Source organism: Pseudomonas sp. SWI36 (assembly GCF_002948105.1).
Lineage (GTDB): Bacteria > Pseudomonadota > Gammaproteobacteria > Pseudomonadales > Pseudomonadaceae > Aquipseudomonas > Aquipseudomonas alloputida.
In genome coordinates this window covers 2,270,001-2,291,030 of the sequence record NZ_CP026675.1, presented here as the reverse complement: position 1 = coordinate 2,291,030, position 21,030 = coordinate 2,270,001, and the positions used below count along the sequence as shown (strand labels likewise).

Annotated in this window: 13 protein-coding genes, 4 rRNA genes and 1 pseudogene (1 of these 18 cut by a window edge); 7 read left to right on the top strand and 11 right to left on the bottom strand. The window is 57.6% G+C overall.

Annotated features, from left to right (window positions below):
- Positions 1-8: 8 nt before the first annotated feature.
- On the bottom strand, positions 9-1,316 hold the full coding sequence (locus C4Q27_RS10990) for a CitMHS family transporter (protein ID WP_010951541.1): 1,308 nt from the start codon (positions 1,314-1,316) through the stop codon (positions 9-11).
- Positions 1,317-1,583: 267 nt separating this feature from the next.
- On the opposite strand from C4Q27_RS10990, the gene C4Q27_RS10985 reads away from it, so the two are divergent.
- Positions 1,584-1,985, top strand: a complete 402-nt coding sequence (locus C4Q27_RS10985; RefSeq protein WP_020192919.1) for a GFA family protein — start codon at positions 1,584-1,586, stop codon at positions 1,983-1,985.
- A 38-nt stretch (positions 1,986-2,023) separates the two neighbouring features.
- Here C4Q27_RS10985 and C4Q27_RS10980 read toward each other — a convergent pair whose 3' ends face one another.
- From C4Q27_RS10980 to C4Q27_RS10935, 10 genes are all read right to left on the bottom strand, one after another.
- Positions 2,024-3,979 (bottom strand): DUF4105 domain-containing protein, encoded by a 1,956-nt coding sequence (locus C4Q27_RS10980; protein ID WP_064490877.1) that lies wholly within the window; start codon positions 3,977-3,979, stop codon positions 2,024-2,026.
- Positions 3,976-4,296, bottom strand: coding sequence for a DUF2388 domain-containing protein (locus C4Q27_RS10975; RefSeq protein WP_003252932.1), 321 nt, complete (start codon positions 4,294-4,296; stop codon positions 3,976-3,978). Before C4Q27_RS10975 ends, C4Q27_RS10980 begins: the two co-directional genes overlap by 4 nt.
- 36 nt (positions 4,297-4,332) lie before the next feature.
- Complete coding sequence (locus C4Q27_RS10970) at positions 4,333-4,626, bottom strand: DUF2388 domain-containing protein (protein WP_010951544.1); 294 nt, start codon at positions 4,624-4,626, stop codon at positions 4,333-4,335.
- 89 nt (positions 4,627-4,715) lie between these two features.
- On the bottom strand, positions 4,716-5,033 hold the full coding sequence (locus C4Q27_RS10965) for a DUF2388 domain-containing protein (protein ID WP_014589278.1): 318 nt from the start codon (positions 5,031-5,033) through the stop codon (positions 4,716-4,718).
- 307 nt (positions 5,034-5,340) lie between these two features.
- Positions 5,341-5,556, bottom strand: coding sequence for a DUF1127 domain-containing protein (locus C4Q27_RS10960; RefSeq protein ID WP_003252924.1), 216 nt, complete (start codon positions 5,554-5,556; stop codon positions 5,341-5,343).
- A 373-nt stretch (positions 5,557-5,929) separates the two neighbouring features.
- Positions 5,930-7,423, bottom strand: coding sequence for an acetyl-CoA hydrolase/transferase family protein (locus tag C4Q27_RS10955; RefSeq protein ID WP_064490875.1), 1,494 nt, complete (start codon positions 7,421-7,423; stop codon positions 5,930-5,932).
- Positions 7,424-7,609: 186 nt separating this feature from the next.
- Entirely contained in the window at positions 7,610-9,046 is a 1,437-nt protein-coding gene (locus C4Q27_RS10950) for an NAD(P)(+) transhydrogenase (Re/Si-specific) subunit beta (protein ID WP_003252919.1), read from the bottom strand.
- A 2-nt stretch (positions 9,047-9,048) separates the two neighbouring features.
- Entirely contained in the window at positions 9,049-9,363 is a 315-nt protein-coding gene (locus C4Q27_RS10945) for an NAD(P) transhydrogenase subunit alpha (RefSeq protein ID WP_003252914.1), read from the bottom strand.
- An 11-nt stretch (positions 9,364-9,374) separates the two neighbouring features.
- A complete protein-coding gene (locus C4Q27_RS10940; protein WP_020191551.1) occupies positions 9,375-10,496 on the bottom strand; it encodes a Re/Si-specific NAD(P)(+) transhydrogenase subunit alpha in 1,122 nt (373 codons plus the stop codon).
- A gap of 419 nt (positions 10,497-10,915) precedes the next feature.
- A complete protein-coding gene (locus C4Q27_RS10935; protein WP_064490874.1) occupies positions 10,916-11,833 on the bottom strand; it encodes a LysR family transcriptional regulator in 918 nt (305 codons plus the stop codon).
- 160 nt (positions 11,834-11,993) lie between these two features.
- Between C4Q27_RS10935 and C4Q27_RS10930 the strand changes: the two genes are divergently transcribed.
- From C4Q27_RS10930 to C4Q27_RS10905, 6 genes and pseudogenes are all read left to right on the top strand, one after another.
- Positions 11,994-13,175: an acyl-CoA dehydrogenase gene (locus tag C4Q27_RS10930; protein WP_003252907.1), complete on the top strand. Its 1,182-nt coding sequence runs from the start codon at positions 11,994-11,996 to the stop codon at positions 13,173-13,175.
- Positions 13,176-13,188: 13 nt separating this feature from the next.
- Positions 13,189-14,408, top strand: a pseudogene (locus C4Q27_RS10925) (CaiB/BaiF CoA transferase family protein).
- Positions 14,409-14,962: 554 nt separating this feature from the next.
- Positions 14,963-16,499 (top strand): 16S ribosomal RNA (locus tag C4Q27_RS10920).
- 292 nt (positions 16,500-16,791) lie between these two features.
- Positions 16,792-19,684, top strand: a 23S ribosomal RNA gene (locus tag C4Q27_RS10915).
- Between the two features lie 130 nt (positions 19,685-19,814).
- Positions 19,815-19,930: ribosomal RNA gene (gene rrf, locus C4Q27_RS10910) — 5S ribosomal RNA — on the top strand.
- 448 nt (positions 19,931-20,378) lie between these two features.
- Positions 20,379-21,030: ribosomal RNA gene (locus C4Q27_RS10905) — 16S ribosomal RNA — on the top strand (it continues 885 nt past the right edge of the window).
- The 16S, 23S and 5S rRNA genes sit together here, the layout of an rRNA operon.

Sequence of the window (21,030 nt, the reverse complement as noted above, 5' to 3'; positions counted from 1 at the left end):
CGGATGTATTAAAGACTACTGAACAGCGGGAAAATCCCCATCAGCAGTGCGCCGAGCATTATGCACAGGCATACCAGCACTGCCCACTTGAGCGTGAAGCGCTGATGATCGCCGAACTCGATACCGGCCAGGGCTACCAGCAGGTAGGTGGAGGGTACCAGCGGGCTGAGCAGGTGTACCGGCTGCCCGACGATCGACGCACGGGCCATTTCCACCGGGGTGATGCCATAGTGGCTGGCGGCTTCGGCCAGCACCGGCAGCACGCCGTAGTAGAACGCATCGTTGGACATGAAGAACGTGAACGGCATGCTCACGATCGCGGTGATCACGGCCAAGTATGGGCCCAGCGCCTCGGGGATGACCGCCAGCAGGCTCTTGGACATGGCGTCGACCATGCCGGTGCCGGACAGGATGCCGGTGAAGATGCCGGCGGCGAAGATCAGCCCGGTCACGGCCAGTACGCTGCCGGCGTGGGCGGCGATGCGGTCCTTCTGCTGTTGCAGGCACGGGTAGTTGACGATCATGGCGATACTGAAGGCAATCATGAACAGCACTGGCAGCGGCAGCAGGCCGGCGATCAGCGCGACCATCAGGGCGGCGGTCAGGGCACCGTTGAAGTACAGCAGCTTGGGCCGGCGTGCGTCCGGGTACTGCGAGACGGTGATTTCGCTGTGGTCGATGTCGTCGGTAGGCAGATGCAGTTCGCCCAGGCGGGCACGCTCACGCTTGCCATACATGTAGGCAATGGCCAGGATCGCCAGTACACCGAACAGCATGGCCGGGATCATCGGTACGAAGATGTCTGACGGGTCTACGTGCAGGGCGCTGGCAGCACGCGCGGTCGGTCCACCCCATGGGGTCATGTTCATCACGCCGCCGGCGAGGATGATCAGGCCGGCCATGATCCGCGGGCTCATGCCCAGGCGGCTGTACATCGGCAGCATGGCGGCGCAGCAGATCATGTAGGTGGTGGCACCGTCACCGTCGAGCGAGACCACCAGGGCCAGTACAGCGGTGCCGACCGAGACTTTCAGCGGATCGCCCTTGACCAGCTTGAGGATCTTGCGAACGGCCGGGTCGAACAGGCCGGAATCGATCATCAGGGCGAAATAGAGGATGGCGAACATCAGCATCACGCCGGTAGGTGCGAGCTTGCTGATGCCCTCTAGCATCATGGGGCCGATCTTGGCGGAAAAACCACCGAACAGGGCGAACAGGATCGGTACCAGAATCAGCGCGATCAAGGCCGAAAGGCGCTTGGTCATGATCAGGTACATGAACGTGATGACCATGGCAAAGCCGAGGAAGGTCAGCATGGCAATACTCCAGGCGTGGCGCGGCGAAAGGACAGTCGATTCGGGCGTATCAGCGCGTAGGGCGCTGTGCGGGGAGCATGCGGAGGGGGACTACGAAAAGGCGGGCACAGGAAGACATCAGAATCACCATTGTTGTTGTTGATTGGGCCGGGCGCGGTATTGACCGGGTGCCCTGGCTGACCGGTCTTGTGCCGGTAGTGGGCGCTATCCTAAAAGGGCAAGCTTTCAGCCAGCTTTCGCTGAAGCAAAGGTGACGAGAGGTAGGTGATGCAGGATGTAACCGAAGGTGGCTGCCATTGTGGAGCCCTGCGTTATCGGCTGGAGGGCAACCTGACGGACATTGCCCACTGCCATTGTTCGATCTGCAGGCGGGTCAGCGGTGGACTGGTGGTCACCTGGCTTACCCTGCCCCGTTCTGGGTTCCAGTGGTTAAGGGGCGAGCCGAGCTGCTATGTGGCGCCTGCCAGTTGCAGCCGCTACTTCTGTGGGCAGTGTGGGGCGCATGTGGCGCTGGTGACCACGCATAGCCCGCAGACGATCGATGTGACGGTGGCGACGCTGGATCACCCTGAGCGGGTACGAGCCAACCGACATATCTGGGCAGGCAGCCGGTTGCCTTGGCTGCATCTGGATGAGGATTTGCCCTCGGAAGATGAGGAGCGCCTGTAGGCGCGGGCTCGCCCGCGAAAGGGCCAGCCCTTCATACATCACAACTGCAGGCCACCAGCAGCCTTGTGCAACGCTCGCAAGTGCTCGCCGATCTGCTTCACGTTTGCCTCGACCGCTGCAATTTCCTTGGCTCGCGACGGCTCCAGCAGCGCCCTCACCTCTTTATCCAGGCTGGTGCTCAAGCGCAACAGCTGTGCCTGGCGCTCTCTGCTCACCTGCTCCAGGTGCTTGCGCTCTTCTGGCTGCGGCAGCCCATAGCCTTTGGAATCGAGCAACTCTGCCGGGCGGCTGAGAAAACCGCTGTTGGCAAGCATTTGCTTGAGCGTGGCATCGGCTTTGTTGATGCTGCCATCCTTCAAGGCTGCGGCATTCAGGTAACGCTGCTTGACTTCGTCCTGGGCCAGCAGAAGCTGCCGGCGCAGGCTGGCCTGCTCAAGCAGAAGCAGTGCCGCACTGGTGCGCAGGTCAGCCTTGGCAAACCAGCTACGGCGCTGCTCGGCATTGAGGGCCAGCCAGTCTTCAACCAGAGCTTGCTTGATTGGCAACTGCTTTCTCAGCACCTCGAACATGGCCTGGTACCGGTCGCGGTAAGAATCGAAGCGGTAGCCCAGGCGTAACGCTTCGCGCGGGTTATCAAGCACGCTGGTATCTGCCAGCCCCCTGCCCTTGAGCACTGCCAGCAAACCGTTGGGCATGATGCTGTCCAGGTCGTTGAGGCGTGGATTGGCGGTGCCGCTGCGCAGCAGCTTCAACGACTCCACGGCACAGTTGTTGGACAGGAACCAGTAGTTGCCGTCATAGCTCCAGTGCATCTCGGCGGCCTGGCGCACCAGGTTCTCGATTTCGTCGCGGCTGAGCTTCAAGGGCACCGAGGCCAGGCTGCGCAGCTCGGTCTTGGTGTATTCGTCGATCACCTGGCCCAGCGGCAGCACGAATAGCCTCGATGGATAGTTGCCGACCAGGCCGTCCCAGCTGGACAGTTGCACGTCGTTGACGAAGGCGCGGTACGACAGCACCAGGCTTTGATCGAGGTCCAGGCGGCAGTCTGGTCCGCGTGGGCGGCCCGGCTTGCAGATCACCAGGCGCAGCATGCTGTGCCCCCAGCGGCTGACCAGGTTCTGATTGGCTTCAGCCAGCAGATAGTCCACTTCGTAGACCCGCTCTGGGTCGATTTCACCTAGCGGCTGGCGGGCGAAGTCGCTGCCGGCATTGATGAATGGCAGGCCCTTGGCACAGGTGTCCTGTTGGGGTGCCCAGCCGAAGTGTTCGCGAAGGTACTGATACAGCGCCGGGCGACGGCAGCTGTAGCTCGGGTCGAGGAGGAAATACTCCATGTTGACCGCGATGTATTCCTTGGGGCTGCTCAACTCATAGCTGTCGGGGCTGCGCACGAATTGGCCATTGTGCTGTTCGCGCTCGCCTCGTCGGCCCACGTACTGCTGCCACCCGGCCAGGTCGAGCAGGCGTGGGTCGTCGCTCAGGGTGAAGCGGCGCTCGGCCTGCCCGCGGCATTCTTCCGGCAGGCCGACCTTGCCCAGCGTACCTTGCTGGCGTTTGCAGCGTGCAATCAGCGCATTTTCGGCGCTGGGCCACAGGCGGGCACGGTCGTAGAGATGGGTGAGCTCGTGCAGCACGGTGGCCAGCAGCTCTTCATGCACCGTGCCATGTGGGCGGTCGGTGCGCTCGGCGGCGGCGCTGCCATCGGCGAGGCTGGGCAGCAAGCGGCGGTTGAGCTCGAGGGTGGATATCAGTGATGCCTGCCCATAGGCGTCGGCAGGCATGTTGTCGCTCCAGCTGACCCGCACGCGGCGGTCCAGCTGTTGCTTGAAGCGCGGTGGCAGCTTGCCCATGGCCTCGTCGAGCAGGGCTTGGGAGGCTTTTGTTTGTTGTGGGTCGAGGCCGGACGCCTGCAGCTCAAGCTGCAGGTCGGCCAAGGCGGGCGTGCCGAGCAGCGTCAGGGCGCAGCCAAGCAGCCAGGCACGCACGCGCTTCACAGTGCGAGTATGGCTTCAGCCAATACCTGGTCGCTGGCGCCGCGCGCTTCCGGTACTCGCTCGCGCAGGGTATTGAAGGCCGCCTCGAGTTGGACGCCGCGGATGTCACCGTTGCTGGCGACGAAGCTTGCAGCGTCGTCGTGGGCTTCGCGCACCACTTTGGAGTCGCGGATCGAGGTGGTGGTGTCTGAGGTGAAGTCGATCGAACGGCCAAAGGCACGCACGATGATGTTGCTGGTGGCCACCAGGGTCTGTGCCTGGGCCAGGTCGGCCAGCAGCAGCATGCCGAGGGAAGCGGCAATCAGCGGTTTGCGCATGGAGCATCTCCGAAAAATACAGGGAGTCAGATGTAGTTATTGGACGAGAATTGCCTGCGCCAGTTCCAGATCGCCGACGGCGTGCCGTGCGCAATTGTGGCGTAATGATTCCAGGGCGGCTTCCAGGCGTGCACCACGGATCAGCCCGTCGCTGGCAACGAATGCGGCGGCATCGTCGCGGGCCTGTGTAAGCAGTTTGCGATCGAATGGTGCGACTGTGACCTGGCTGGTGACATAGCCGGTGATGACCAGGCTTTGTGTGGTGGTATCCATGGCATGGGCGCTGGCCATGCCTGCGGCGGCGAACAGCAATGGCAACAGATAACGCATGAGCTTTCTTGAAGGCTGGAAAAATGAACGGCGAAGCCTACCTCAGGTGCGAGGGCCGAAGCCAACGCACCTGTTGTGCATGGCGCGTATCAGAGTGCCAGGATGGCCTGGGCCAGCTGTGCATCGCTGGCTTGCAGGGCCGGCATGTTCGAACGGATGTGCACAAAGGCGCTTTCCAGTCGGGCGCCGCGGATAGCGCCCTGAGTGCCGACGAAGCTGGCTGCGTCATCGCGGGCTGCCTGGACAATCTTGTCGTCGCGGAAGGAAGAGCTCACGTCGGATGTGGCGTCGGTGGAGGCAGCAACGGCGCCCACTACCGCGTCGGTGGTGACAACGAAACTGGTGGCATTGGCAGTGCCAGCCAGGCCAAGCAGCAGGGCGGCGCCAAGCAGGTGTTTACGGTTCATGATGTGGACTCCTGGGTAGGTCAGGTTGGTTCTGCTGTATCGGACGTTTGCAGGGCTCGTCACGGTACGTTTTCTTCAACGGGTTCCAGCAGACGGTTAGGCCAAGCGTATCACGCAGTGCTGTGTAGAGATGACAACGACTGCTGTGTCAGACAACTGTTAAGGCGAATTTTCGTTTTTGTAAAACTGTACTGGTCTCAATCTGAAGCACGCGACTGCGCGTCTCTCGGGCATAAAAAACCCGCTGCAGTCACCTGCAACGGGTTTGAGGAATTCACGGTGCCGGCGAAGCCGGCAAGCCGGGAGCTTAGCGCCAGAAAGGCTTGCTCAGCTCTTCGTAACGCTGCGACTCGCTGATACCGGCGTCTGCCAGCAGGCGGGAGTCCAGGCGAGCCAGTTGACGACGGCTGGTCATACGGCGCTGCCACAGCAGCAGGGTCGACAATGCGCGCAGTGGCAGCGAAGTGTTGGATTGCTGGGCGTTGCTTTCAAAAACCAGACCGGAACTGAGGGTACGTTCCATGATGCTTCATCCTTCCGCTTATGGCGGCATTAGGTAGTGATTTAACTGATGCCAATGATCCTCCTCTGTCGTCCATAACAGTAGATACAGTTCGGTGGAAAGACGATGGCTCAGTTAACTGTGTAACCCTACTGTTGCACTCGAAATAGGCGTAACTGTACTGGTCCGCACTTATTTGGTGCGTTCTGATTTGAAGAAGGGGATTTGTCAGTCGGGAAGGTCTGAAAGAACCAGTACAGTAGTACAGATTATGCTGCTAGTAGAGGCGTGGCGTAGTGATAGAAGGGTTTGACTGTTATGCCCCATTCGCGGGCAAGCCCGCGAAGAGGCCGGAACAGCGGAAGCAGGGCCGCCGTTCCGTACCACATCTGGATCAGCTGGCCAGCATGCGCCCGGTTTCTTCCAGGTTTTCGTGCCAGCTCAGGGCTTCACGCAGGATGTGCGGGGTATGGCCGCCACGCTGGCAGGCGCGGTCGAAGTAGTCGTTCAGCGCAGCGCGGTAGTCTGGGTGCACACAGTTGTCGATGATCGCTCGCGCCCGTTCGCGCGGCGCCAGGCCGCGCAGGTCCGCCAGGCCCTGCTCGGTGACCAGGATGTCCACGTCGTGCTCGGTGTGGTCGACATGGCTGACCATTGGCACCACGCTGGAAATCGCCCCGCCTTTGGCAATCGACTTGGTGACGAATACCGCCAGGTGGGCGTTACGGGCGAAGTCGCCGGAGCCACCGATGCCGTTCATCATCCTGGTGCCACAGACGTGGGTGGAGTTGACGTTGCCGTAGATATCGAACTCCAGTGCGGTGTTGATACCGATGATGCCCAGGCGACGCACTACTTCCGGGTGGTTGGAGATTTCCTGCGGGCGTAGCACCAGCTTGTCCTTGTAGCGCTCCAGGTTGCCGAACACATCGGCATTGCGGCGCGTCGACAGGGTGATCGAGCTGCCGGATGCGAAGCTAAGCTTGCCGGCATCGATCAGGTCGAAGGTGGAGTCCTGCAGCACTTCGGAGTACATGGTCAGGTCTTCGAACGGCGACTCGATCAGGCCGCACATCACCGCATTGGCAATGCTGCCAATGCCGGCTTGCAGCGGGCCGAGCTTGTTGGTCATACGGCCTGCATCCACTTCCTTCTTGAAGAAGTTGATCAGGTGGTCGGCGATGCCCTGTGTTTCATCATCTGGCGGCAGCACAGTGGACGGCGAGTCCGGCTGGTCGCTGATGACGATACCGACGATCTTGGCCGGATCGATCGGGATCGCGGTGCTGCCGATACGGTCGTCCACCTTTACCAGCGGGATTGGCGTGCGAGTCGGGCGGTAGGTTGGGATATAGATGTCGTGCAGGCCTTCGAGGTTGGTGTTGTGCGAGAGGTTGATCTCCACAATCACCTGCTTGGCGAAGATTGCGAAGCTGGCCGAGTTGCCCACCGAAGTGGTTGGCACGATGTGGCCTTGCTCGGTGATGGCCACGGCTTCGATGACCGCGATGTCCGGCAGCTTCAGCTGCTGGTTGCGCAGTTGCTCGACGGTTTCCGACAGGTGCTGGTCAATGAACATCACCTGGCCGTCATTGATGGCTTTGCGCAGGGTGCTGTCGACCTGGAACGGCATGCGGCGGGCCAACACACCGGCCTCGGTCAGTTGTTTGTCCAGGTCATTGCCCAGGCTGGCGCCGGTCATCAGGCTGATTTTCAGTGGCGATTGCTTGGCACGTTCGGCCAATGCATGCGGTACGGCCTTGGCTTCGCCGGCGCGGGTGAAGCCGCTCATGCCGACAGTCATGCCGTCCTCGATCAGACCAGCGGCATCAGCCGCACTCATTACCTTGCTGTGCAGGGAGGACAAGCGGATACGATCACGGTACATGGATTGTTATCTCGGGCTACTGAAACTACTGCAGCGCAGTCTAGAGATTTCGCCCATTGCCGTCCCACGACCATGGTCGTATGAGAAGCCTTGTATTTGAGCCGTTGATCCGGATCAATAAAAGAAAAGCCCCGGCAGATTCTGACCGGGGCTTCCTTTATATCAGCTGGTTTGCAGCGGCTGGTGTCACTCCACCGCCTTGACCATGTCCTCGATGACCTTCTTGGCGTCACCGAACACCATCATGGTCTTGTCCAGATAGAACAGTTCGTTGTCCAGGCCGGCATAGCCGCTGGCCATCGAGCGCTTGTTGACGATGATGGTCTTGGCCTTGAACGCTTCGAGGATCGGCATGCCGGCGATTGGCGACTTGGGATCGTTCTTCGCCGCCGGGTTGACCACGTCGTTGGCGCCCAGCACCAGCACCACGTCGGCCTGTCCGAACTCGGCGTTGATGTCTTCCATCTCGAATACCTGATCGTACGGCACTTCAGCCTCGGCCAGCAGTACGTTCATGTGCCCGGGCATACGGCCCGCCACCGGGTGAATCGCATACTTCACGGTCACGCCGTTGTGGGTCAGCTTCTCGGTCAGCTCTTTCAGCGCGTGTTGTGCGCGGGCTACCGCCAGGCCGTAGCCCGGAACGATGATCACGCTGTCGGCGTTGCTGAGCAGGAAGGTGGCATCGTCAGCCGAACCGGACTTCACCGGCCGCTGTTCTTGCGAACCTTGCGCCGCGCCAGTGTCGGTATCGCCACCGAAACCGCCAAGGATGACGTTGAAGAACGAACGGTTCATCGCCTTGCACATGATGTACGAGAGGATGGCACCGGACGAACCTACCAGGGAACCGGCGATGATCAGCATCGAGTTGTTCAGCGAGAAGCCGATGCCGGCCGCTGCCCACCCCGAGTAGCTGTTGAGCATCGACACCACCACTGGCATGTCGGCGCCGCCGATCGGAATAATGATCAGCACACCCATGATGAAGGCCAGGACCAGCATCAGGGTGAAGGCACTGTAGTGGCCAGTGAAAGTGAACAGCAGGCCCAGGGCGATGGTGGTCAGGCCAAGGATCAGGTTCAGTTTGTGCTGGCCAGCGAACTGTACCGGTGCGCCCTGGAACAAGCGGAACTTGTACTTGCCCGACAGCTTGCCAAAGGCGATCACCGAACCGGAGAAGGTAATGGCACCAATGGCGGCGCCGAGGAACAGTTCCAGGCGGTTACCGGTGGGGATCGGGTCGCTGATGGCAGCCACAATGCCCATCGACTGCGGCTCTAGTACGGCGGCGATGGCGATGAATACCGCGGCCAGGCCGATCATGCTGTGCATGAAGGCGACCAGTTCGGGCATCTTGGTCATTTCGACGCGCTTGGCCATGATCGAACCGGCGGTGCCACCGACCAGCAGGCCGACGATGACATAGCCGATACCGGCAGTGGCAAGTTCAGCCCCGAGCTTATAAATGAGGCCAACCGTAGTGAGGATGGCGAGCCCCATGCCGATCATGCCGAACAGATTGCCGCGCCGCGAGGTGGTCGGGTGCGACAGGCCCTTGAGCGCCTGGATGAAGCACACCGAGGCGACGAGGTAGAGGAGCGTTACCAGATTCATGCTCATGCTTACTTCTTCGCCTCGTTCTTGGTTTTCTTCTTGAACATCTCAAGCATGCGGCGGGTGACCAGGAAGCCACCGAACACGTTGACTGCGGCAAGGGCCACGGCCAGGGTGCCCATCAGCTTGCCAGCCGGGGTCACGGTCAGGGCCGCGGCTAGCATGGCGCCGACGATGACGATTGCCGAGATGGCATTGGTGACCGCCATCAGTGGGGTGTGCAGCGCCGGGGTGACGTTCCACACCACGTGGTAGCCCACATAGATGGCCAGCACGAAAATGATCAGGTTATAGATGCCGTGGGAAATCAGCATGTCTTCCATTGTCGTGCTCCTTAGCCGTTTTTGCGGACGACCTGACCATCACGGCACATCAGGCAGGCCGCGACGATGTCGTCTTCGAGGTTGATGATCAGCGCGCCATCCTTGTCGAACAGCAGCTTCATGAAGTCCAGCAGGTTGCGTGCATACAGTGCCGAGGCATCGGCACTCACCTGGGCCGGCAGGTTGGTCGGGCCGACGATGATCACGCCGTTCTCCTGCACCACCTGGTCTGCGACGGTCAGCGGGCAGTTGCCGCCTTGGGCTGCAGCCAGGTCGATGACCACCGAACCAGGCTTCATCTGCGCCACGGTTTCGGCGCTTAGCAGGGTCGGCGCCTTGCGCCCGGGGATCAGCGCGGTGGTGATGACGATATCCGCCTGCTTGGCGCGCTCGTGCACGGCCTGTGCCTGGCGCTGCATCCAACTGGCCGGCATTGGTCGGGCATAGCCGCCAACACCTTCGGCGCATTCTCGCTCCTCGTCGGTCTCGTATGGCACGTCGATGAATTTTGCACCCAGTGATTCGATCTGCTCTTTCACTGCCGGGCGAACGTCGGATGCTTCGATCACCGCACCCAGGCGCTTGGCTGTGGCGATGGCCTGCAAGCCGGCAACGCCGGCGCCCAGTACCAGCACGCGTGCGGCCTTAACGGTACCGGCAGCGGTCATCAGCATTGGCATGAAGCGTGGGTAGTGATGGGCTGCCAGCAACACGGCCTTGTAGCCGGCGATGTTGGCCTGCGACGACAGCACGTCCAGGCTCTGCGCCCGCGAGGTTCGCGGTGCGGCTTCCAGGGCGAAGGCGGTAATGCCGCGTTCGGCCATCTTGCCGATCAGTTCACCGTTGAAGGGGTTGAGCATGCCCACCAGAAGGCTGCCGCTGTTGATCAGGGCCAGTTCCTGGTCGTTGGGGGCGACCACTTTGAGTACCAATTGGGCGCCGTAGGCATCGGCGGCGCTCCCAAGGGAAGCACCCACGGCTTCATAGGCACTGTCCGGAATGGCGGCGTTGAGCCCTGCCCCCCGTTGAACGGTGACCTGATGGCCCTGGCCAATCAGTTTCTTGATGGTTTCGGGGGTCGCAGCGACCCTTGTCTCACCGGTCTGCGTCTCGAGAGGAACACCAATGTGCACGACTATTTCTCCTGCGGTGACCTTTTGTCTTTGTAGAAGCCAGCACACTTCGGATGGTGCGCTGGGGCGGCTGTGGAGCGCCAACCCGCCGGATCCCGGGCGGGGCGAAGCATTTTGCAGACGAACCCGAAGGCCTTCAACCGGTTCTGGAGCGAAACGAAGTCAAAACTACAAGTCACCCTGTGACCGCTTGTCGCAGCAATAGGGTTGCAGCCCGTCAAACATGCGCCATTGGCAGATTAGGAGAAAAAATCAAAAAAAAAGCGGCCAATTCGCTTACGACTAGTTGGATGTCGCAAAATAACCCGCAAAGCCGCGTACTGAGCACGGTTAAAGGGTGTTTTTATGCTTGCGTTACAGTTTGCGAATATGCGACATATACATATATCTGTAGGTGTTTAAAATAATTGACTACAGGGTCAATTTGTCGCGTTTGTCCCTGGGCTATTTATGTAGGCCTGAGCCTGACTTACCAGCCAGTCGCGAAAGGCGCGTAGCGACGCCGACTCCACCTTGCGCTCTGGAATCATCAGATAGTAGGCCTTGTCGCTACTCAGGGCATGCCTGTTAGCGACCACCAGCCTTCCCTCCTCCAGCTCCCGCTGGATCAGGAACGGTGGTATCAGGGCAATGCCCATATCGTGCATGGCCGCCTGGGCGAGCATCGAGAATAGTTCATAGCGCGGGCCTGTCATGTCGCGCTCCACATTCATGCCCACACTGCCGAACCATTGCCGCCAGGCATACGGGCGTGTGCTCTGCTGCAGCAGTGGTAGCTGCGCGATGTGGTGTGCCTCGAGCATGCCTTGGCCGTTCAGCAGCGCCGGACTGCACACAGGTACCGGGTTTTCACCCATCAATTGGTGCGATTGGGTGCCTGACCAGTCCGCATCACCAAAATAGATGGCGGCATCGAAGGTCGTGTCGGCAAACAGGAATGGCCGGGTGCGGTTGGTGAGGTTGACTGTGACCTCCGGGTGGCGCTGCTGGAAGTCCTTGAGTCGTGGTAGCAGCCATTGAGTGCCAAAAGTCGGCACTACCGCCAGTTCGATCACATTGGCGCCTTGCTGGCGCATTACCGACAAGGTATCGCGCTCCACGGCGTCCAGTTGGGCCGCCACCTGGCGACTGTAGGACAGGCCGGCTTCGGTCAGCCTCACGCCGCGGCGCGAGCGACGGAACAGTTCCACATTAAGGAAGGCTTCCAGGCCACCGATCTGCCGACAGACGGCACCCTGGGTCAGCGCGAGTTCCTGGGCAGCCTTGGTAAAGCTCTCGTTACGGGCTGCCGCCTCGAAGCAAATCAGGGCGGCGGTACTGGGGATCTTACGACGCATGTACGTCAACCTCACTTGTAAGGCTGTCAATAAGGCGTTTTGCCGATTTACGGAGTGACAAAATATCACTAATCGGTGCGCAATCCTCGTTTGTCCCCGCAGCCGATCAGGCCTAGGCTCAAAGGCACAAGAAACTGACCCCTATTTCGAGGATTCGCTCATGGCCGGTAAAGCAAGCTTCAACTGGATCGACCCGTTGCTGCTGGATCAGCAGCTCACTGAAGAAGAGCGCATGGTGCGTGACAGCGCTTATCAGTTCGCCCAGGACAAGCTGGCGCCGCGTGTGCTCGAGGCCTTCCGCCACGAGCAGACCGATCCGGCGATCTTCCGCGAGATGGGTGAAGTCGGCCTGTTGGGTGCAACCATCCCCGAGCAATACGGTGGCAGCGGCCTGAACTATGTGTGCTACGGCCTTATTGCTCGCGAAGTGGAACGCATCGACTCGGGTTACCGCTCGATGATGAGTGTGCAGTCGTCGTTGGTGATGGTGCCGATCAACGAATTTGGCACCGAAGCTCAAAAGCAGAAATATCTCCCCAAGCTGGCCAGTGGCGAGTGGATCGGTTGCTTCGGTTTGACCGAGCCTAACCATGGCTCCGACCCTGGCTCGATGATTACGCGGGCGAGAAAGGTCGACGGTGGCTACCGGCTGACCGGCAGCAAGATGTGGATCACCAACAGCCCCATCGCCGATGTGTTCGTGGTGTGGGCCAAGGATGATGCGGGCGATATCCGTGGCTTCGTACTGGAAAAAGGCTGGCAAGGCCTCAGTGCCCCGGCAATTCATGGCAAGGTTGGCCTGCGCGCCTCGATCACTGGCGAAATCGTCATGGACAATGTGTTCGTGCCAGAAGAGAACATCTTCCCGGACGTGCGTGGCCTCAAGGGCCCGTTCACCTGCCTGAATTCGGCTCGCTATGGTATTTCGTGGGGTGCGCTGGGTGCCGCTGAAGCCTGCTGGCACACCGCCCGCCAATACACCCTGGATCGTCAGCAGTTTGGTCGTCCACTGGCCGCCAACCAGTTGATACAGAAGAAGCTGGCCGACATGCAGACCGAAATCACCCTGGCGCTGCAGGGCTGCCTGCGTCTGGGGCGCATGAAGGATGAAGGGACGGCTGCGGTGGAAATCACCTCCATCATGAAGCGCAATTCCTGCGGCAAGGCGCTGGATATCGCCCGTATGGCGCGTGACATGCTGGGCGGCAATGGCATCTCCGACGAGTTTGGTGTGGCCCGCCACCTGGTTAACCTGGAGGTGGTCAACACCTATGAAGGTACCCACGACGTGCATGCACTTATCCTGGGGCGTGCGCAGACTGGTATCCAGGCGTTCTATTAATAAGGAGCAAGCCATGGGCGCGCTATCACATCTGCGGGTGCTAGACCTTTCGCGCGTGTTGGCCGGCCCGTGGTCTGGTCAGATTCTGGCTGACCTTGGTGCCGACGTGATCAAGGTCGAGCGCCCAGGCAGTGGCGACGATACCCGCTCATGGGGGCCGCCTTTCCTCAAGGATGTCGAAGGTGAGGACACCAGTGAGGCGGCCTATTACCTGTCGGCCAACCGCAACAAGCGCTCGGTGACCATCGACTTTACCCAGTCGGAGGGGCAGCGGCTGGTGCGGGAGCTGGCGGCACAGTGCGATATCGTCATAGAGAACTTCAAGGTAGGTGGGCTGGCTGCCTATGGCCTGGACTACCAGAGCCTGAAGGCGATCAACCCGCAGCTTATCTATTGCTCCATTACCGGCTTCGGTCAGACCGGGCCCTATGCCAAGCGTGCTGGCTATGACTTCATGATCCAGGGGTTGGGTGGGCTGATGAGCCTGACCGGTCGTCCGGAGGGTGAAGAAGGCGCAGGGCCGGTCAAGGTGGGTGTGGCGCTTACCGATATTCTGACCGGGTTGTATTCCACGGTCGCCATGCTGGCTGCCCTCGCCCACCGGGATCAGACAGGGGTCGGCCAGCATGTCGACATGGCATTGCTCGATGTGCAGGTGGCCTGCCTTGCGAACCAGGCGATGAACTACCTGACCACGGGCACCCCTCCCCGTCGGCTGGGTAATGCGCATCCTAATATAGTCCCTTACCAGGACTTTCCGACGGCAGATGGCGATTTCATTCTTACCGTCGGTAATGACAGCCAGTTCCGCAAGTTCGCTGAGGTGGCCGGGCAGCCGCAATGGGCGGAGGACCCTCGGTTCGTTACCAATAAGCTGCGGGTGGCCAACCGGGCTGAGCTGATACCATTGATTCGCCAGGCTACGGTGTTCAAGACCACGGCTGAGTGGGTGGCCCAGTTGGAGGCTGCAGGAGTGCCATGTGGACCTATCAATAACCTGGCGCAGATGTTCCAGGACCCCCAGGTGCTGGCGCGCGGGTTGGCGTTGAATATCCCGCATCCATTGGCGGGTAGTGTGCCGCAAGTTGCGAGCCCGATACGGTTGTCGGAGACGCCAGTGGAGTATCGCCGGGCGCCACCACTGCTGGGCGAGCATACCGAAGTGGTGCTGGGGAAGTGTTGGGGCTGGATGCTGGCGAGGTACAGCGTCTGCGTGATGCTGGAGTGCTCTAGATGAAAAGCGGGGAGGCCGTCAGGCCTCCCCGCTTTGTTTTTCAGCGCTATCAAAGTTTATTGAAATTAAAGGTTGACGCCCTCTCGAATCCCCTTATAATGCGCCCCACTTCCAGCGACATCGGAACGAAAAACTCCTTGAGATTCAATGAGTTAAGTAGTTGAGGCAAAAGCTGAAAGTGCTACGATCAAATGATCGAAAGCGGTTGAGATGATGGTTGACAGCGCTTCCAAGTGCTGTATGATTCGCCTCCCGCTACGAGAGATCGCAGCGAGCCAAGTGTTTGAAGCTAAACGAGTTTCTCGCAAAAAACTTCAAAATAAACGCTTGACAGACTCTGAGGAAAGCGTAGAATGCGCGCCTCGGTTGAGACGAAAAGCTCTTAACCAAACGCTCTTTAACAAATCGAATCAAGCAATTCGTGTGGGTGCTTGTGAGTATGGACTGATAGTCAAAAAGATTATCAGCATCACAAGTGGCCATGCGAGAAATCACATAGTCATTTGAGATTGCTGAGCCAAGTTTAGGGTTTCTTAAAAACCCAAGCAGTATTGAACTGAAGAGTTTGATCATGGCTCAGATTGAACGCTGGCGGCAGGCCTAACACATGCAAGTCGAGCGGATGACGGGAGCTTGCTCCTTGATTCAGCGGCGGACGGGTGAGTAATGCCTAGGAATCTGCCTGGTAGTGGGGGACAACGTTTCGAAAGGAACGCTAATACCGCATACGTCCTACGGGAGAAAGCAGGGGACCTTCGGGCCTTGCGCTATCAGATGAGCCTAGGTCGGATTAGCTAGTTGGTGGGGTAATGGCTCACCAAGGCGACGATCCGTAACTGGTCTGAGAGGATGATCAGTCACACTGGAACTGAGACACGGTCCAGACTCCTACGGGAGGCAGCAGTGGGGAATATTGGACAATGGGCGAAAGCCTGATCCAGCCATGCCGCGTGTGTGAAGAAGGTCTTCGGATTGTAAAGCACTTTAAGTTGGGAGGAAGGGCAGTAAGTTAATACCTTGCTGTTTTGACGTTACCGACAGAATAAGCACCGGCTAACTCTGTGCCAGCAGCCGCGGTAATACAGAGGGTGCAAGCGTTAATCGGAATTACTGGGCGTAAAGCGCGCGTAGGTGGTTTGTTAAGTTGGATGTGAAAGCCCCGGGCTCAACCTGGGAACTGCATCCAAAACTGGCAAGCTAGAGTACGGTAGAGGGTGGTGGAATTTCCTGTGTAGCGGTGAAATGCGTAGATATAGGAAGGAACACCAGTGGCGAAGGCGACCACCTGGACTGATACTGACACTGAGGTGCGAAAGCGTGGGGAGCAAACAGGATTAGATACCCTGGTAGTCCACGCCGTAAACGATGTCAACTAGCCGTTGGAATCCTTGAGATTTTAGTGGCGCAGCTAACGCATTAAGTTGACCGCCTGGGGAGTACGGCCGCAAGGTTAAAACTCAAATGAATTGACGGGGGCCCGCACAAGCGGTGGAGCATGTGGTTTAATTCGAAGCAACGCGAAGAACCTTACCAGGCCTTGACATGCAGAGAACTTTCCAGAGATGGATTGGTGCCTTCGGGAACTCTGACACAGGTGCTGCATGGCTGTCGTCAGCTCGTGTCGTGAGATGTTGGGTTAAGTCCCGTAACGAGCGCAACCCTTGTCCTTAGTTACCAGCACGTTATGGTGGGCACTCTAAGGAGACTGCCGGTGACAAACCGGAGGAAGGTGGGGATGACGTCAAGTCATCATGGCCCTTACGGCCTGGGCTACACACGTGCTACAATGGTCGGTACAGAGGGTTGCCAAGCCGCGAGGTGGAGCTAATCTCACAAAACCGATCGTAGTCCGGATCGCAGTCTGCAACTCGACTGCGTGAAGTCGGAATCGCTAGTAATCGCGAATCAGAATGTCGCGGTGAATACGTTCCCGGGCCTTGTACACACCGCCCGTCACACCATGGGAGTGGGTTGCACCAGAAGTAGCTAGTCTAACCTTCGGGGGGACGGTTACCACGGTGTGATTCATGACTGGGGTGAAGTCGTAACAAGGTAGCCGTAGGGGAACCTGCGGCTGGATCACCTCCTTAATCGACGACATCAGCCTGCTGATGAGCTCCCACACGAATTGCTTGATTCATTGTCGAAGACGTTTTTCCTGGTCAGAACCTGGAAATGAGCATTCGTATCGAATGTTGATTTCTGGCTTTTGTCAGATCGTTCTTTAAAAATTCGGATATGTGATAGATATAGACTGAACACCAGTTTCACTGCTGGTGGATCAGGCTAAGGTAAAATTTGTGAGTTCTGCTCGAAAGAGCAACGTACGAATTTTCGGCGAATGTCGTCTTCACAGTATAACCAGATTGCTTGGGGTTATATGGTCAAGTGAAGAAGCGCATACGGTGGATGCCTTGGCAGTCAGAGGCGATGAAAGACGTGGTAGCCTGCGATAAGCTTTGGGGAGTCGGCAAACAGACTGTGATCCAGAGATCTCTGAATGGGGGAACCCAGCCAGCATAAGCTGGTTATCTTGTACTGAATACATAGGTGCAAGAGGCGAACCAGGGGAACTGAAACATCTAAGTACCCTGAGGAAAAGAAATCAACCGAGATTCCCTTAGTAGTGGCGAGCGAACGGGGACCAGCCCTTAAGTTGATTTGAGATTAGTGGAACGCTCTGGAAAGTGCGGCCATAGTGGGTGATAGCCCCGTACACGAAAATCTCTTGTCAATGAAATCGAGTAGGACGGAGCACGAGAAACTTTGTCTGAATATGGGGGGACCATCCTCCAAGGCTAAATACTACTGACTGACCGATAGTGAACCAGTACCGTGAGGGAAAGGCGAAAAGAACCCCGGAGAGGGGAGTGAAATAGAACCTGAAACCGTATGCGTACAAGCAGTGGGAGCCTACTTTGTTAGGTGACTGCGTACCTTTTGTATAATGGGTCAGCGACTTATATTCAGTGGCGAGCTTAACCGAATAGGGGAGGCGTAGCGAAAGCGAGTCTTAATAGGGCGTTTAGTCGCTGGGTATAGACCCGAAACCGGGCGATCTATCCATGGGCAGGTTGAAGGTTAGGTAACACTGACTGGAGGACCGAACCGACTACCGTTGAAAAGTTAGCGGATGACCTGTGGATCGGAGTGAAAGGCTAATCAAGCTCGGAGATAGCTGGTTCTCCTCGAAAGCTATTTAGGTAGCGCCTCATGTATCACTGTAGGGGGTAGAGCACTGTTTCGGCTAGGGGGTCATCCCGACTTACCAAACCGATGCAAACTCCGAATACCTACAAGTGCCGAGCATGGGAGACACACGGCGGGTGCTAACGTCCGTCGTGAAAAGGGAAACAACCCAGACCGTCAGCTAAGGTCCCAAAGTCATGGTTAAGTGGGAAACGATGTGGGAAGGCTTAGACAGCTAGGAGGTTGGCTTAGAAGCAGCCACCCTTTAAAGAAAGCGTAATAGCTCACTAGTCGAGTCGGCCTGCGCGGAAGATGTAACGGGGCTCAAACCATGCACCGAAGCTACGGGTATCATCTTACGATGATGCGGTAGAGGAGCGTTCTGTAAGCCTGTGAAGGTGAGTTGAGAAGCTTGCTGGAGGTATCAGAAGTGCGAATGCTGACATGAGTAACGACAATGCGAGTGAAAAACTCGCACGCCGAAAGACCAAGGTTTCCTGCGCAACGTTAATCGACGCAGGGTTAGTCGGTCCCTAAGGCGAGGCTGAAAAGCGTAGTCGATGGAAAACAGGTTAATATTCCTGTACTTCCAGTTATTGCGATGGAGGGACGGAGAAGGTTAGGCCAGCCTGGCGTTGGTTGTCCAGGTTTAAGGTGGTAGGCTGAAATCTTAGGCAAATCCGGGATTTCAAGGCCGAGAGCTGATGACGAGTTGCCTTTAGGCGACGAAGTGGTTGATACCATGCTTCCAAGAAAAGCTCCTAAGCTTCAGATAACTGGGAACCGTACCCCAAACCGACACAGGTGGTTAGGTAGAGAATACCAAGGCGCTTGAGAGAACTCGGGTGAAGGAACTAGGCAAAATGGCACCGTAACTTCGGGAGAAGGTGCGCCGGCGAGGGTGAAGGACTTGCTCCGTAAGCCCATGCCGGTCGAAGATACCAGGCCGCTGCGACTGTTTATTAAAAACACAGCACTCTGCAAACACGAAAGTGGACGTATAGGGTGTGACGCCTGCCCGGTGCCGGAAGGTTAATTGATGGGGTTAGCGCAAGCGAAGCTCTTGATCGAAGCCCCGGTAAACGGCGGCCGTAACTATAACGGTCCTAAGGTAGCGAAATTCCTTGTCGGGTAAGTTCCGACCTGCACGAATGGCGTAACGATGGCGGCGCTGTCTCCACCCGAGACTCAGTGAAATTGAAATCGCTGTGAAGATGCAGTGTATCCGCGGCTAGACGGAAAGACCCCGTGAACCTTTACTATAGCTTTGCACTGGACTTTGAATTTGCTTGTGTAGGATAGGTGGGAGGCTTTGAAGTGGGGACGCCAGTTCTCATGGAGCCATCCTTGAAATACCACCCTGGCAACTTTGAGGTTCTAACTCAGGTCCGTTATCCGGATCGAGGACAGTGTATGGTGGGTAGTTTGACTGGGGCGGTCTCCTCCCAAAGAGTAACGGAGGAGTACGAAGGTGCGCTCAGACCGGTCGGAAATCGGTCGTAGAGTATAAAGGCAAAAGCGCGCTTGACTGCGAGACAAACACGTCGAGCAGGTACGAAAGTAGGTCTTAGTGATCCGGTGGTTCTGTATGGAAGGGCCATCGCTCAACGGATAAAAGGTACTCCGGGGATAACAGGCTGATACCGCCCAAGAGTTCATATCGACGGCGGTGTTTGGCACCTCGATGTCGGCTCATCACATCCTGGGGCTGAAGCCGGTCCCAAGGGTATGGCTGTTCGCCATTTAAAGTGGTACGCGAGCTGGGTTTAGAACGTCGTGAGACAGTTCGGTCCCTATCTGCCGTGGACGTTTGAGATTTGAGAGGGGCTGCTCCTAGTACGAGAGGACCGGAGTGGACGAACCTCTGGTGTTCCGGTTGTCACGCCAGTGGCATTGCCGGGTAGCTATGTTCGGAAGAGATAACCGCTGAAAGCATCTAAGCGGGAAACTTGCCTCAAGATGAGATCTCACTGGGATCTTGAATCCCCTAAAGGGCCGTCGAAGACTACGACGTTGATAGGTTGGGTGTGTAAGCGCTGTGAGGCGTTGAGCTAACCAATACTAATTGCCCGTGAGGCTTGACCATATAACACCCAAGCAATCTGCTACGCAGATTGTGGTGGTGAAGACGAAAGACCCGAAAATTCGTAAGACCACAAATATCGCATATCCGAATTCGCTGGGCTGTCCATCTGGACATTCTGGCAACAGAATTTCTTGACGACCATAGAGCATTGGAACCACCTGATCCCATCCCGAACTCAGTAGTGAAACGATGCATCGCCGATGGTAGTGTGGGGTTTCCCCATGTGAGAGTAGGTCATCGTCAAGATTCATTTCGCAAAACCCCTATCTGCGCATGCAGGTAGGGGTTTTGTCTTTAAGTAGAAGCTCATGCTTCGTCCTGGTAAGCCGCAAGGTCAACCAGCTGCAGTAAAAAGGTGGTTGACAGTGTTTTTGAATGCTGTATTATTCACCTCCCGCGACGAGAGATCGAAGCGAGTTAAGTGTCTGAAGTTAAACGATTTTCTCGCAAAAACTTCAAAATAAACGCTTGACAGGCTCTGAGGAAAGCGTAGAATGCGCGCCTCGGTTGAGACGAAAAGCTCTTAACCAAACGCTCTTTAACAAATCGAATCAAGCAATTCGTGTGGGTGCTTGTGAGTACGGACTGATAGTCAAAAAGATTATCAGCATCACAAGTGACCATGCGAGAAATCACATAGTCATTTGAGATTGCTGAGCCAAGTTTAGGGTTTCTTAAAAACCCAAGCAGTATTGAACTGAAGAGTTTGATCATGGCTCAGATTGAACGCTGGCGGCAGGCCTAACACATGCAAGTCGAGCGGATGACGGGAGCTTGCTCCTTGATTCAGCGGCGGACGGGTGAGTAATGCCTAGGAATCTGCCTGGTAGTGGGGGACAACGTTTCGAAAGGAACGCTAATACCGCATACGTCCTACGGGAGAAAGCAGGGGACCTTCGGGCCTTGCGCTATCAGATGAGCCTAGGTCGGATTAGCTAGTTGGTGGGGTAATGGCTCACCAAGGCGACGATCCGTAACTGGTCTGAGAGGATGATCAGTCACACTGGAACTGAGACACGGTCCAGACTCCTACGGGAGGCAGCAGTGGGGAATATTGGACAATGGGCGAAAGCCTGATCCAGCCATGCCGCGTGTGTGAAGAAGGTCTTCGGATTGTAAAGCACTTTAAGTTGGGAGGAAGGGCAGTAAGCTAATACCTTGCTGTTTTGACGTTACCGACAGAATAAGCACCGGCTAACTCTGTGCCAGCAGCCGCGGTAATACAGAGGGTGCAAGCGTTAATCGGAATTACTGGGCGTAAAGCGCGCGTAGGTGGTTTGTTAAGTTGGATGTGAAAGCCCCGGGCTCAACCTGGGAACTGCATCCAAAACTGGCAAGCTAGAGTA

Coding starts and splice junctions, on each gene's coding strand:
- C4Q27_RS10960 (WP_003252924.1), bottom strand. CDS start 5,556: ATGGAACGTACCCTCAGTTCCGGTCTGGTTTTTGAAAGCAACGCCCAG.
- C4Q27_RS10970 (WP_010951544.1), bottom strand. CDS start 4,626: ATGCGTTATCTGTTGCCATTGCTGTTCGCCGCCGCAGGCATGGCCAGC.
- C4Q27_RS10945 (WP_003252914.1), bottom strand. CDS start 9,363: ATGGAAGACATGCTGATTTCCCACGGCATCTATAACCTGATCATTTTC.
- C4Q27_RS10985 (WP_020192919.1), top strand. CDS start 1,584: ATGCAGGATGTAACCGAAGGTGGCTGCCATTGTGGAGCCCTGCGTTAT.
- C4Q27_RS10955 (WP_064490875.1), bottom strand. CDS start 7,423: ATGTACCGTGATCGTATCCGCTTGTCCTCCCTGCACAGCAAGGTAATG.
- C4Q27_RS10975 (WP_003252932.1), bottom strand. CDS start 4,296: ATGCGCAAACCGCTGATTGCCGCTTCCCTCGGCATGCTGCTGCTGGCC.
- C4Q27_RS10990 (WP_010951541.1), bottom strand. CDS start 1,316: ATGCTGACCTTCCTCGGCTTTGCCATGGTCATCACGTTCATGTACCTG.
- C4Q27_RS10935 (WP_064490874.1), bottom strand. CDS start 11,833: ATGCGTCGTAAGATCCCCAGTACCGCCGCCCTGATTTGCTTCGAGGCG.
- C4Q27_RS10930 (WP_003252907.1), top strand. CDS start 11,994: ATGGCCGGTAAAGCAAGCTTCAACTGGATCGACCCGTTGCTGCTGGAT.
- C4Q27_RS10965 (WP_014589278.1), bottom strand. CDS start 5,033: ATGAACCGTAAACACCTGCTTGGCGCCGCCCTGCTGCTTGGCCTGGCT.
- C4Q27_RS10950 (WP_003252919.1), bottom strand. CDS start 9,046: ATGAGCATGAATCTGGTAACGCTCCTCTACCTCGTCGCCTCGGTGTGC.